We start from the raw sequence: 11,795 nt of genomic DNA, 5'->3' as shown, positions 1-11,795 counted from the left end.
CGGCGCAAGCGCACCCTGGTCTGCTCGCTGCCCACCGGCCACTACGCCGCCGGCGCGGTGGCCGACAAGGAGACCGGCTCGGGCAAACCCGCCGGCACGCGCGGGGTGATGAACGCGCACCCGGAGATGGTGAAGAAGATCGTGGGCCACCTGTCGCTGGAGCAGATGGCGGCCATGGAGTGGAGCGCGGCCGACATGAAGTGGGCCCCGACCGGCCTGCCGGCGCCCGAGATGTGGCTGCCCACCGCCACCGACGCCCCGGCCATGAACCGCATCTTCCACGCCGCCACGTCAGGCGAAAATCCCAAGTACTCCCGCTCCGCCCTGGTGGAGAGCGGCTTCGCCCCCGGCGAGGGCGGGGCCCCGCGCGCCGCCGGCATCCCGGGTTTGGGCCTGATGGGCGCGCCCCAGTACTTCTTCCGCGCCGACCCGATGGGCGTGATCAAGAAGCTCAGCCCGCGGGTCATGGCCAACCAGGTCGCCATCGCCACCAAGATGATGGTGCTGATGGACCGCCTGTCGGTCGACCAGCTCTACGGCCGCGCGCCGATCAGCGAGGCCGACCTGTTCGGCTAGGCCAGCATCACCCAGCCTTCGCCCGGGTGCAGGATGGTCATGTGGACCGGTTCCGGTTGGACGGGAGCCGGCGCCGGCGCGGCCACCGCCGCGGCCGGGGTCCAGCCCAGGACGTCCAGCACCTGCAGGTCGGTCGCCGAGAGTGTGTCGTTCGAACCTGGGCCGCCCGGGCCGAAGGCGTCGCCCACCGTGTGGTCCCAGTCGGCCAGGGCCAGGCCGTCGGTCGCCCCGCCGGCGTTGATGGAATTGTGGAACTGGAAGGCGGTGACATCGCCGCTGTTCAGCCCGAAATAGGTCGCCTGACCATCGGCGCCGCCGGTGAAGTCGTGCTCGCCGGAGGCGGTGAAGCGGAACAGGTCCATGGGCGAATAGGCGCCGGTCTGGTTGGCGCCGAGACCGCCGATGCGGCCGAAGACCCCCTGGGAAAGGGAATGCTCGATGGCCCCCACCGCATCCTGGCCGAAGCTGAAGGACAGGTTGCTGTTCAGCACCACCGCCGCATCGATGTTGGCGCTCGGCTGCGCCAGGCCCAGGACGCGGGCCTCCGGCGCGGCGAGGTCGAAGCCCGCGCCGTGAGACGGATCAACACTCGGCAGGCCCGCGATCGCCTGGGCGTCGGCCGCCGTCGTGGCGTGCGCCTTCAGGGCGGCGGTCAGGGTGTCGTAGCTCACATGGACCAGGTTGTAGGTGCTGGCGGCGCTGACCCCGGCGTCCATCGGCTGCAGGTCGAAGCTCACCGTCACGGTCACCGGGTCGGTGAAATGGGTTTTCAGGTCCTGCTCGGCGTCGAGGATCGCGCTCCGGTATGCGTCGGTCACGCCTGCCCCGAAATAGTTCACGAAGTTGAGGCCACTGGGCGGCGGGGCGATGGTCTGGGCGGGCGTCTGCATCATCGGGTCCTTGGCGATCCATTCTTGGACAGTTCGCCTCTCAGGCTGCAAAGCGGGGGCCAGAATTCGCCTGGCGCGCGAGCCGGCTGCGGTCGCTGCCTGCCGCTTCGCTGCGGGCGGCCGAAGAATAACTGGCAGCCGCCCCGCCTTGCCCGGACCGGCAAGCCTCTCTAAGTCCCGGGGCAGCCGCCGGATTGTGGGCGGCTCTGGTCATCCATGCTGTAAGGTCCGCTGATGGACGCCCCCAATGACGCGCTGGAACGGGCGCCTCACTCAAAAGCCCCGGAATCCCGCGCCTCCGCCCCCATGCTCACTCACCTGCAGCGCCTGGAAGCCGAGAGCATCCACATCTTCCGCGAGGTGGTCGCCGAGTGCGAACGCCCGGTGATGCTCTATTCCATCGGCAAGGACTCCTCGGTGATGCTGCGCCTGGCGCAGAAGGCCTTCTATCCGGCCAAGCCGCCCTTCCCGCTGTTGCACGTCGACACGACCTGGAAGTTCCGCGCGATGTACGAGATGCGCGAGCGGATGGCCCGCGAGAGCGGCATGGAGCTGCTGGTCCACCAGAACCCGGAGGCGGTGGCGCGCGGCATCAACCCCTTCGACCACGGCGCCCTGCACACCGACATGTGGAAGACCGAGGGGCTGAAGCAGGCGATCGAGAAATACGGCTTCGACGCGGCCTTCGGCGGCGGCCGTCGCGACGAGGAGAAGTCTCGCGCCAAGGAGCGGATCCTCTCCTTCCGTTCGGCCCAGCACCGCTGGGACCCCAAGATGCAGCGGCCGGAACTCTGGAAGCTCTACAACACCCGCAAGGCCGCCGGAGAGACCTTCCGCGCCTTCCCGATCTCCAACTGGACCGAGCTCGACATCTGGCAATACATCTACCTGGAAGACATCCCGATCGTGCCGCTCTACTTCGCCGCCGAGCGGCCGGTGGTGGAGCGCGACGGGACCCTGATCATGGTCGATGACGAGCGGATGCGGCTGCGCCCCGGCGAAGTCCCGCAGATGCGCTCGATCCGCTTCCGCACCCAGGGCTGCTATCCGCTGACCGGCGCGGTCGAGAGCACCGCCGACACCCTGCCGAAGATCATCCAGGAGATGCTGCTGGCCACCACCTCCGAACGCCAGGGCCGGGTGATCGACCGCGACCAGTCCGCGTCCATGGAGAAGAAGAAGCAGGAGGGCTATTTCTGATGGCCCACCAATCCGCCCTGATCGCCCAGGACATCGAGGCCTATCTCGACGCCCACCAGCACAAGAGCCTGCTGCGCTTCCTGACCTGCGGCTCGGTGGACGACGGCAAGTCGACCCTGATCGGCCGGCTGCTCTACGACTCCAAGATGATCTTCGAGGATCAGCTGGCGGCCCTGGAAGCCGACAGCAGGAAGTGGGGCGCCCAGGGCGGCGAGATCGACTTCGCCCTCCTGGTCGACGGCCTGGCCGCCGAGCGCGAGCAGGGCATCACCATCGACGTCGCCTATCGCTTCTTCTCCACCGACAAGCGCAAGTTCATCGTCGCCGACACGCCCGGCCACGAGCAGTACACCCGCAACATGGTCACCGGCGCGTCCACCGCCGACGCCGCCGTCATCCTGATCGACGCGAGGAAGGGCGTGCTGACCCAGACGCGCCGGCACAGCTATCTGGTGAGCCTGCTGGGCATCCGCCACGTGCTGCTGGCGGTGAACAAGATGGACCTGGTGGACTGGAGCCAGAGCCGCTTCGACGAGATCGTCGCCGACTACGCAGCCTTCGCCGCCCAGATCGGGATCACCGGCTTCCACGCCATCCCGATGTCAGCGCTGAAGGGCGACAACATCACCGCGCCCAGCGAAAATTCGCCCTGGTACGACGGCCCGCCGCTGATGCGCTGGCTGGAGGAGGCGCCGGTCGAGGACGAGCTCAGGGAAAAGCCCTTCCGCATGCCCGTGCAGTGGGTGAACCGGCCCAGCCACGAGTTCCGCGGCTTCTCCGGCCTGATCGCCTCGGGCGTCGTGCGGCCGGGCGATAAGGTCAAGGCCCTGCCGTCGGGCCGTGAGAACACGGTTTCGCGGATCGTCACCTTCACCGGCGACCTGGACGAAGCGGTGGCCGGCCAGTCGGTGACGCTGACCCTGGCCGATGAGATCGACGTCAGCCGCGGCGACGTCCTGGCCGTGGCCGCAAGCCCGCCCGCCGTCGCCGACCAGTTCGAGGCGACGCTCGTCTGGTTCGACGAGGAGCCCATGCTGCCGGGCCGGCCCTACCTCATGAAGCTCGGGGCCCGCACGGTCGCCGCCCAGGTCGCCGAGCCCAAGTACAAGGTCAACGTCAACACCCTGGAGCACCTGGCCGCGCGGCGGCTGGAGCTGAACGAGATCGGGGTCTGCAACCTGGCGCTGGACACGCCCGTCGCCTTCGATCCCTACGCGGAAAACCACGACCTCGGCGGCTTCATCCTGATCGACCGGATCAGCAACCGCACGGTCGGCGCCGGCATGCTGCACTTCGCGCTGCGGCGCAGCCAGAACATCCACTGGCAGGCGCTGGACGTGGACAAGGCCACGCGTTCGGCGGCCAAGGGCCAGAAGGCCAAGGTCGTCTGGCTGACCGGCCTGTCGGGCGCCGGCAAGTCGACCATCGCCAACCTGGTGGAGAAGCGCCTGCTGGCCGAAGGCCGCCACACCTATCTGCTGGACGGCGACAACGTCCGCCATGGCCTCAACAAGGACCTCGGCTTCACCGAGGAGGATCGGGTGGAGAACATCCGCCGGGTCGCCGAGGTGTCCAGGCTGATGGTCGACGCCGGCCTGATCGTGCTGGTGAGCTTCATCTCGCCGTTCCGCGCCGAGCGGCGGATGGCGCGCGAACTGATGGCCGAGGGCGAGTTCGTCGAGGTGTTCGTCGACACCCCCATCGCCGAGGCCGAGCGCCGCGACGTCAAGGGCCTCTACGCCAAGGCCCGCGCCGGCCAGTTGAAGAACTTCACCGGCGTGGATTCGCCCTACGAGGCGCCGGAAAATCCGGAAATCCGCATCGACACCACCACGCTCTCCGCCGAAGAAGCCGCCGAGCAGATCGTGGCCGGGCTGGAGCGCTAGGCGGCGGCCGGCGACCTAGCCTTCAGGCCCGAACGCTCGAGCGCCGCGATCAATTCGTCCGGCGTCAGGCCCTGGTGGCAGGGCAGGTTGAGGACCGTCCGGCGCAGTTGCACCGCGATCGACTTCGGATCGGTGACCTCCGGCGGCAGCCCAGGCCAGGGCTGCGCCTCGATGCCGGCCGCGCGCAGCCGGGCATAGGCGGCGCTCGCCTGCTCGGGCGACGCCAGGCGGAACGCCGAGCGCAACGGCCCATGGGCCGGCTCGGCGTCGAACGGCGCGCAGCCCGGCAGGTCCGCCAGATAGTCGCGCAAGGCCGCATCGTTCGCGCGCCGCCGGGCGGCGGCGGCGGCAAGATCGACACCCGCCAGCCAGGGCCCGGTGACCGGCGACGGCCGTGGCCGCAGCGGCATGGACTCGAACTCGACGTCGACGAAGTAGTCCTCAGGGCTGCTGGCGGGGAAGCCGCCCTGCCGCGACGCGCCGGCCGCCCGCGTCCGCACGGCCTGTTTCAGCCACTGCAGCCCCGGGGAAACGGCTCGGCCGAAGCCCGCCAGGGCGCGCCCGACCGGCTCGGCCCAGGCCTCGGCGCGCGGGCGCAGCAGCATCAGGGCGCCGTTGGGCGTCTGGAAGAACTTCCAGGGGCTGTAGAACACCACGTCGCCATCGACGCCTATGCCGTTGCTGGGGCCGATCGCGTGGGTCGCGTCCTCGACCAGCAAGCCGCCGGCCGCGTCGCAGAACCGCCGCGCCTCGGCGCCGTCGCTGGCGTGGCCGAAGAAATGCACCAGGAAGAGGATATCCGGCGCGGTCGGCTGCGCGCGCAGCCACGCCCAGTCGGGCCGACCCCGGCTGTCCACCGGATAGAAGGTAATCGTCGCGCGCTGCGCCCTGAGCGGCAGCAGGGCCTCGCCGCAGAAGTAGTCCGGCAGCCAGACCCGGACCTCGCGGCCGAGGCGGGCCGCCATCGCCGCGCCCAGCGCCGCCATGCCCCAGGCGCTGCGCGACAGCCAGACCGGCGTGTCGCCGTCGCGGCTCCAGGCGCGCGCCAGCCTGCGGCCGTCCGGCAGGGGATTGTGCAGCAGGGCCCAGAGGTCGCGGGCGTCAGGCCAAGGCTTGGCGTCGATCATCTGGACCGGGTCTCTCGAAGGGCCGCGCCCCGGCCCGCAGGCGGCAAGCTGCCCGCTCAGCCCTCGAAAATCCAGCCTGACGGCAAGGTCGAGAGCTGCACGCCGACCAGGATCATCTGGTTGCCGCTTCCCATGTCGATGACGGTGTCGGCGCCGGTCTGGCTCACCGTGTAGGTGGTGCCGGGATCGAGCATCACCCGGTCGCCCTCCGCGTAGTGGAAGTCCAGCACCCTGTCGATGCCGGCGTCCTGGCTGCCGTGGAAAGTGTCGGCCCCCGCGCCACCCTGTTCCGTATCGTTGCCGCGGTCGCCGGAGATGTAGTCGTTGCCCGCGCCGCCGGAGATCGAGTCATCGCCCTGGCCGCCGCGCACCTGGTCGTTCCCGTCGCCGCCGTCCAGGGTGTCGTCGCCCAGGTTGCCCCAGACGATGTCGTCGCCGGCGTCGCCGTACTGGACGTCGTTGTCCTTGCCGCCGACCACCCAGTCGTCGCCCAGGTTGCCGTGCAGGGTGTCGTTGCCGGCGTTGCCGTTGATGTCGTCGAAGGCCGACCCGCCGGAGATGGAGTCGTCGCCGTCGTCGCCGCGCAGGTAGTCGCTGGTCTGGGCGCCGATCACGGTGTCGTTGCCAGAACCGGCATGGACCTCGGAGGCCTGGGCGGTCGCGGTGATCTGGTCGTTGCCGGCGGTGCCGGTGGTCGAGGAGGCCACGGCGGTCGACGAGCCGCCGGTGGGCTGGGTCGGCGTCCCGCTGGTGGTCGCCGAGCCGGAACCGCTCGCCGCGGAAAGGGTGAAGTTGCTGATGCTGACGTCGTTCAGGCTGCGGCCCTGCAGGATGACGGCGTCGTCGGCGGCCCCGTTGTCATTGCCGCTGTCGGCGAAGACCACCACGTCGGATCCGACCGCCACGGCCACCACATTGGCCGATCCGTTGGCGATCAGGGCGTTGGCGGCGGTGGTCGCCGCGGCGAAGCTGGCGGCGCTCGTCTCGACATAGTCGGCCGCCCCAACCGGGCCGTGAGCGAAGGTGATGATGTCGGTGGAGGCCCAGTCGGTGATCGCATCGGCGCCGGTCTGGGAGACCACGGAGTGGCCCAGGCCGATGTTGATGACGTCGTGGCCCCCGCCCGTCGTGAACACGTCGTGGCCGGTCCCGCCGTCCAGGGTGTCGTCGCCCGCGCCGCCGTCCAGGGTGTCGTCCCCACCGCCGCCCGAGATCGAGTCGTTGCCGGCATAGGTTCGCAGCAGGTCCGCCTGCGGGCCGCCGGTTACGGTGTCGGCGCCGCCGAAGATCCCGTTCATCAGCGAAGCGTTGTCGTCGTTGTTCGCCCAGGACTGCAGCGAGGCCGCCGAGATCGAAAAGCCGCTCAGGCTGAACTGGGTCTGGCCCAGGTACTGGTCGGACAGCGAGGTGATGACCCCGCCGGTCGGATGGCCAAGGCTGTCGAAGGTGAGGCCCGAGCCGCCGAGGACGAAGTTGTCGCTGGCGATCGCGATGGTGAAACCGGTGGCGCTCTCCGCCGTGAACGTCCCCAACGGGATCAGGCCGACATCGATCTGATCGATGTTGGTGCCCGTGGAGAACGCGGCGTTTACAAGACCAATCGTCATTCGAGGCTCCGGAGCGACGCGCGCATCCTTCGCCCAACGAGTTTAAGTCGTGGTCAAGATGTGTGATGAATCTGAGCTTAACTTTATAGATTTTGAAATATTGACTTTTGATAGGTTAACAGCGGAGGGATCGCTTAGGTGTTCCTAAGCCCTATATCTCCGTAGTTCTACGGATGACTTCCTATTCTCTTCGGCCAATATCCAGGAAGTCTCGTGCGCTGAAACCTTCCGGCGACTGCACCTCCACAATGGACTCATCGCGGTCGTCCCACTCGGTGCGCAGCGCCCGGCTCATCACCGCGTGCATGTCGTAGAGGCAGGCGATGTAGGTGAGCTCCAGGATCTCCTCATCGGAGAGGAAGCCCTTCAGGGCGTCGAACACCGCGTCCGGCGTGCGCCCGCCCTGCAGGGCCAGGCAGTCGGCATAGGCCAGGACCGCGCGTTCCCGGGCGTCGAAGCAGTCGGCGGTCTGCCAGTGCGGCACCGCGGCGATCTTCGCGTCGGGGACCTTCAGCCCGCGCAGGGATTTGCAGTGCTGGGAAAAGACGAACTGGCTGGCCTTGTCCCAGCCCACCCGGGTCTGGGCCAGCTCGCGCAGCACCGGGTCCAGCTTGCGCTTGGGGCTGCGGTAGAGGGCGAAGCCGCGGTTGGCGTGCTCCAGCACGTCGGGGACCAAGGCGAACACCGTCCACCAGTCACCGCGCGTGCCGGTGGTGGTGCCGGGTTCGGCCACCGGATCGCGCGCGCCGAACAGCAGGTCGTAGGTCCGGGTCACGACCTCGGAGGTCGCCGCGGCGCGAGACACCTGGCGCAGGCGCGGCATGGCCCTAGACCCCGGCGGTTTGCAGGGCGGGCTCGACAGCGCGGGCCGGCTTGTGGGCCACGTCGTCCGGGCGGAAGTCGCGCAGGATGGCGGCGAACTCCAGCATGATGCCGTTGGGGTCGCGGAAATAGACCGAGCGGACCCAGACGCCTTCGTGCATCTCGCGGCTGACGCCCATGGGGCTGTCGTCGTGATTGACCACCACCGGCACGGAGACGTGGACGCCGGCGGCCTTGAGGCGCGCGATCGAGGCCTCGAGCTGATCCTCGTCCATGTGGAAGGCCACGTGGTTCATCGATCCCACCGCCGACTTGGGCTCGGCCGGGAAGTCCTTCACCGCCGCGATCCCCGGCGCGGCGGCCGGGCTGTCCGGCCACCAGAAGAAGGCCAGCAGGGTGTCGCCGCCGCAGTCGAAGAAGAAGTGCTGGCCGCCGTCCGGCAGGGCCACGGTCTTCACCAGCGGCATGCCGAGCGCCTCGACGTAGAAGGCGACCGTCTCCTCCATGTCGCGGCACACCAGCGCCAGGTGGTTGATACCCTTGGTCTTCATCGCGTCCTCCGTTGCGGCGCTCTTGGCCGCGCTCAGAACTCCAGAACGATCTTGCCGAAATGCTCGCCGGCCTGCATGGCGGCGAAGGCGGCCTTGGCCTCCGTCCAGGGGAATAGCTTGTCGACCACGGGGGCGATGCGGTGCAGCTCCATCAGCCGGCACATGGCCTCGAACATGTCGCGCGAGCCCACCGAAAGCCCCTGCAGCCTGGCCGAGTTGCCGATCAGCACCGCCGGGTTGAAGCCGCCGCCGAAGCCGCCCACCACGCCGACGATGGCGATATGGCCGCCGATGCGGATGGCCTTCAGGCTCTGCTCGATGGTCCCGCCGCCGCCCACCTCGATGATCAGGTCGGCTCCGACGCCGCCGGTCACCTCGCGCACCGGCTTCGACCATTCGGGCGTCTGGCGATAGTTGACCAGATGGTCCGCGCCCAGCGCCTTGGCCCGCGCCAGCTTCCCGTCCGAGGACGAGGTGATCAGGGTCCGAAGCCCGGCCGCATGGGCGAACTGCAGGCCGAAGATCGAAACCCCGCCCGTGCCCAGCAGCGCCACGGTGTCGCCGGGGCGCAGGTCCGCGTCCTCGAAGAGGCACCGCCAGGCGGTCAGCGCCGCGCACGGCAGGGTCGCGACCTGCTGGTCGGTGAGGAAATCCGGGACCTTGGAGACCCCGTCGGCGCTGAACACCGCCAGTTCGCGGCCGGCCCCGGGGATCGGCGAGCCCAGCGACGAGCTCAGCTTGTCGAGGTTCGGCGGCCCGGAAATCCAGCGCTGGAAGAACAGGGTCGCCACCCGGTCGCCCGGCTTCACCCGGCTCACCCCCGGCCCGACCGCCTCGACGACCCCGCAACCGTCGGAGAAGGGCGTGATGGCGTCGATCTTCGGCGCACGGCTATAGACGCCCTGGACCATCAGCAGGTCGCGGTAGTTCAGCGAGACCGCGCGCATCCGCACCAGCACCTCGCCCGGCCCGGGCACGGGATCCGGCGCCTCGACCACCTCCAGGGCGTCCAGCCCGTAGGGCTCCTTGACTTGCAGGGCGCGCATCACGGTCCTCCGTCCAGGCATCTTCGCCCGTGCGCAGGTTGACGCAAGCGTGACCCGAGGTCAGGCGCGGCGGATCAGGCGCGGGCCGCCGGCAGCAGCGCGTTCTCGCCCCACTGGCCGGGATCGTGGCCGAAAACCATCACCGTGTCCGGCCCGCGCAGGGCCAGAAGACCGTCCAGCGACCGGTTCATGGCGTCATGGTCGGCGAAAACCGGGAACGATCGGGTCTCGGCGGCCTCGCAGGTGTAGCAGGCGTCGCCCACCAGGATGTGGTCGCCCTGCTCGTTGCGGACCCTGAGCGACTGGTGCCCCGGCGTGTGGCCATGGCTGGGGATGGTGACCACCGAGCCGTCGCCGAACAGGTCGTGCTCGCCGTCCACCTGCAGCACCTTGTGGCCGAGATCGAAGTAGCGCCGGGGCAGGAAATAGCGCCGCGCCGTCTCGCGGTCGAAGCCGGCCTCCCATTCGCGGCGCTGGACCACCAGGGTGGCGTTCGGCACTTGGTGCAGGCCGCCGGCGTGGTCGAAATGCAGGTGCGAGAGCACGATCCAGCGCACCCGGCCGGGATCGATGTCCAGTCGCTCCAGGTGGCGCGCGACGGTGTCGTCCGGCCCGAAGGTGACGTCCTGGCCCTGGGCCTGCAACGCCTGGCGGTAGTCGTCGTCGGCATTGGCGACATCGGCGTGCAGGCCGCAGTCGAACAGGGCGACGCCGTCCGGATGGTCGATCACATAGAACGGCACCGGGGCGGCGACCCGCGCCTCGCCGGCCCGCATGCCCATGGCCCCGGCCGTGGTATGGAACTGACCGCAGACGCATCCGAACAGGCGCATGTCTGACCTCCGCAAATGGCTTCCTACGCCGGGTCGAGCCGGCGTTCGCCATAGAGCCGCAGCGCGCCCAGCAGGCCCGCCACGCACATGGCGCTCATCAACAGATAGCCCTGCGCGCCCACGCGGTCGAACAGCCAGCCGGAGATCATGGTGGCGATCCCCGACAGCACCCCGCCGGACAGCGCCGAATTGAGGGTCTGGGCGGCCGAGGCGTTGCGCGGTGTGGAGAGCCGCTCCACCAGCTGCAGCGACGCGAAGAAGGTGGCCGCATAGCTGAGGGCGTGCAGGGTCTGCAGCGGGAACAGCAGCCAGAGCGGCGGCGAGGCGGCCAAGGCGCTCCACCGCAGCACGGCGGCGATCCCGGCCAGGACCAGCAGGTTGCGCGGCCCGATCCGCCGCCGCCAGGGTTCCAGGAACCACATGAAGCCGATCTCGGCCACCACGCCTACGGCCCACAGCACCCCGGTCATGGATTCCGTTATGCCCTGGCGTTTCCAGGCCAGGGTCGAGAACGCGTAGTAGAAGGCGTGCGCCGACTGGATCAGCCCGCAGGCCACGACGGCGGTCATGAAGGCCGGATCGCGCAGCAGTTCGCCAAGACCGGTCAGCCGGTCCGCCAGCGCCGTCCCGGCGCCTTCCTCGTGCACGGGATCGGGCGGCAGCAGGACGCGGGCGGCCACGGCGTTGACCGCGATGGCGACGGTCATCCAGACCAGCACCGCGTCCGGCGAAGCGCGGCCGAGGATCGCGCCCATGCCGACGTTGCCGACGATGAAGGCCGCCGAGCCGATGCCGCGCGGCCAGCCGTAGTTGAAGCCATCGCGCCGCGCCCGGGCCAGCACGATGACGTCCGTCAGCGGCGACATGGTGGTGTAGAGCGAGGCGGCCAGGAACCAGACGAGCGCCCAGCCCACGAAACCGAGGGGCGCGGCCATCAGCACATAGCCGGCCGCCACCAGCCCGCCCATCACCATCAGGGCGGTGCGGCGCAGCCGGAAGCTGTCGGCCCAGACCGCCAGCAACGGCGCGCTCAGCGCTCGCGCCAGCATGGGCAGCGACAGGATCAACCCGATCCGCCCGCCATTCAGCCCGTGGTGGGCGAACCACAGCGGCATGTAGGGCGAACTGACCCCCGTGCCGATGAAGATCGCCCCATAGAAGAGCCCAAGGCGGATCGGCATCGACATGGCCTCTCGCCTCTACACGGAGTCCCGGTAGACGTAACGGCGCGCCCGCGTAATGTGTGATCGTCGATAA

At 69.4% G+C, this 11,795-nt stretch carries 11 protein-coding genes; 3 read left to right on the top strand and 8 right to left on the bottom strand.

What is annotated here, in order from left to right; all coding sequences use genetic code 11:
- A partial coding sequence (locus tag VGL85_RS10510; RefSeq protein WP_331588835.1) for a hypothetical protein occupies positions 1–576 on the top strand: 576 nt, incomplete at its 5' end.
- On the opposite strand, the gene VGL85_RS10505 is transcribed toward VGL85_RS10510, so the two are convergent.
- Positions 573–1,469 carry an NF038122 family metalloprotease gene (locus VGL85_RS10505; RefSeq protein WP_331588833.1) on the bottom strand — a complete coding sequence of 299 codons (897 nt, stop codon included), beginning with the start codon at positions 1,467–1,469 and terminating at the stop codon, positions 573–575. The genes VGL85_RS10510 and VGL85_RS10505 overlap by 4 nt on opposite strands.
- Positions 1,470–1,772: 303 nt before the next feature.
- On the opposite strand from VGL85_RS10505, the gene cysD reads away from it, so the two are divergent.
- Both cysD and cysN read left to right on the top strand, forming a co-directional pair.
- Positions 1,773–2,666, top strand: coding sequence for a sulfate adenylyltransferase subunit CysD (gene cysD / locus VGL85_RS10500; protein WP_414695228.1), 894 nt, complete (start codon positions 1,773–1,775; stop codon positions 2,664–2,666).
- The gene (cysN, locus tag VGL85_RS10495) at positions 2,666–4,552 is read left to right on the top strand and encodes a sulfate adenylyltransferase subunit CysN (RefSeq protein ID WP_331588829.1); all 1,887 of its coding nucleotides are present in this window, start codon (positions 2,666–2,668) and stop codon (positions 4,550–4,552) included. The genes cysD and cysN overlap by 1 nt, the downstream gene beginning before the upstream one ends.
- On the opposite strand, the gene VGL85_RS10490 is transcribed toward cysN, so the two are convergent.
- From VGL85_RS10490 to VGL85_RS10460, 7 genes are all read right to left on the bottom strand, one after another.
- Complete coding sequence (locus VGL85_RS10490; protein ID WP_331588827.1) at positions 4,549–5,679, bottom strand: hypothetical protein; 1,131 nt, start codon at positions 5,677–5,679, stop codon at positions 4,549–4,551. The genes cysN and VGL85_RS10490 overlap by 4 nt on opposite strands.
- Positions 5,680–5,735: 56 nt before the next feature.
- Positions 5,736–7,286 carry a calcium-binding protein gene (locus tag VGL85_RS10485; RefSeq protein WP_331588825.1) on the bottom strand — a complete coding sequence of 517 codons (1,551 nt, stop codon included), beginning with the start codon at positions 7,284–7,286 and terminating at the stop codon, positions 5,736–5,738.
- Between the two features lie 181 nt (positions 7,287–7,467).
- Complete coding sequence (locus VGL85_RS10480) at positions 7,468–8,109, bottom strand: carboxymuconolactone decarboxylase family protein (RefSeq protein ID WP_331588823.1); 642 nt, start codon at positions 8,107–8,109, stop codon at positions 7,468–7,470.
- A gap of 4 nt (positions 8,110–8,113) precedes the next feature.
- Positions 8,114–8,659, bottom strand: coding sequence for a VOC family protein (locus VGL85_RS10475; RefSeq protein WP_331588821.1), 546 nt, complete (start codon positions 8,657–8,659; stop codon positions 8,114–8,116).
- Positions 8,660–8,691: 32 nt separating this feature from the next.
- The gene (locus VGL85_RS10470; RefSeq protein ID WP_331588819.1) at positions 8,692–9,705 is read right to left on the bottom strand and encodes an NAD(P)-dependent alcohol dehydrogenase; all 1,014 of its coding nucleotides are present in this window, start codon (positions 9,703–9,705) and stop codon (positions 8,692–8,694) included.
- Between the two features lie 74 nt (positions 9,706–9,779).
- Positions 9,780–10,538 (bottom strand): N-acyl homoserine lactonase family protein, encoded by a 759-nt coding sequence (locus VGL85_RS10465; RefSeq protein WP_331588817.1) that lies wholly within the window; start codon positions 10,536–10,538, stop codon positions 9,780–9,782.
- 23 nt (positions 10,539–10,561) lie between these two features.
- Complete coding sequence (locus VGL85_RS10460) at positions 10,562–11,719, bottom strand: MFS transporter (RefSeq protein ID WP_331588815.1); 1,158 nt, start codon at positions 11,717–11,719, stop codon at positions 10,562–10,564.
- Positions 11,720–11,795 lie beyond the last annotated feature (76 nt).

Source organism: Phenylobacterium sp., assembly GCF_036501465.1.
Lineage (GTDB): Bacteria > Pseudomonadota > Alphaproteobacteria > Caulobacterales > Caulobacteraceae > Phenylobacterium.
This window is presented reverse-complemented; position numbering and strand designations above follow the sequence as displayed.

Excerpts from the sequence above, each read along its gene's own strand:
- VGL85_RS10505 (WP_331588833.1), bottom strand. The coding sequence starts at position 1,469 with ATGATGCAGACGCCCGCCCAGACCATCGCCCCGCCGCCCAGTGGCCTC.
- cysD (WP_414695228.1), top strand. The coding sequence starts at position 1,773 with ATGCTCACTCACCTGCAGCGCCTGGAAGCCGAGAGCATCCACATCTTC.
- cysN (WP_331588829.1), top strand. The coding sequence starts at position 2,666 with ATGGCCCACCAATCCGCCCTGATCGCCCAGGACATCGAGGCCTATCTC.
- VGL85_RS10490 (WP_331588827.1), bottom strand. The coding sequence starts at position 5,679 with ATGATCGACGCCAAGCCTTGGCCTGACGCCCGCGACCTCTGGGCCCTG.
- VGL85_RS10485 (WP_331588825.1), bottom strand. The coding sequence starts at position 7,286 with ATGACGATTGGTCTTGTAAACGCCGCGTTCTCCACGGGCACCAACATC.
- VGL85_RS10480 (WP_331588823.1), bottom strand. The coding sequence starts at position 8,109 with ATGCCGCGCCTGCGCCAGGTGTCTCGCGCCGCGGCGACCTCCGAGGTC.
- VGL85_RS10475 (WP_331588821.1), bottom strand. The coding sequence starts at position 8,659 with ATGAAGACCAAGGGTATCAACCACCTGGCGCTGGTGTGCCGCGACATG.
- VGL85_RS10470 (WP_331588819.1), bottom strand. The coding sequence starts at position 9,705 with ATGCGCGCCCTGCAAGTCAAGGAGCCCTACGGGCTGGACGCCCTGGAG.
- VGL85_RS10465 (WP_331588817.1), bottom strand. The coding sequence starts at position 10,538 with ATGCGCCTGTTCGGATGCGTCTGCGGTCAGTTCCATACCACGGCCGGG.
- VGL85_RS10460 (WP_331588815.1), bottom strand. The coding sequence starts at position 11,719 with ATGCCGATCCGCCTTGGGCTCTTCTATGGGGCGATCTTCATCGGCACG.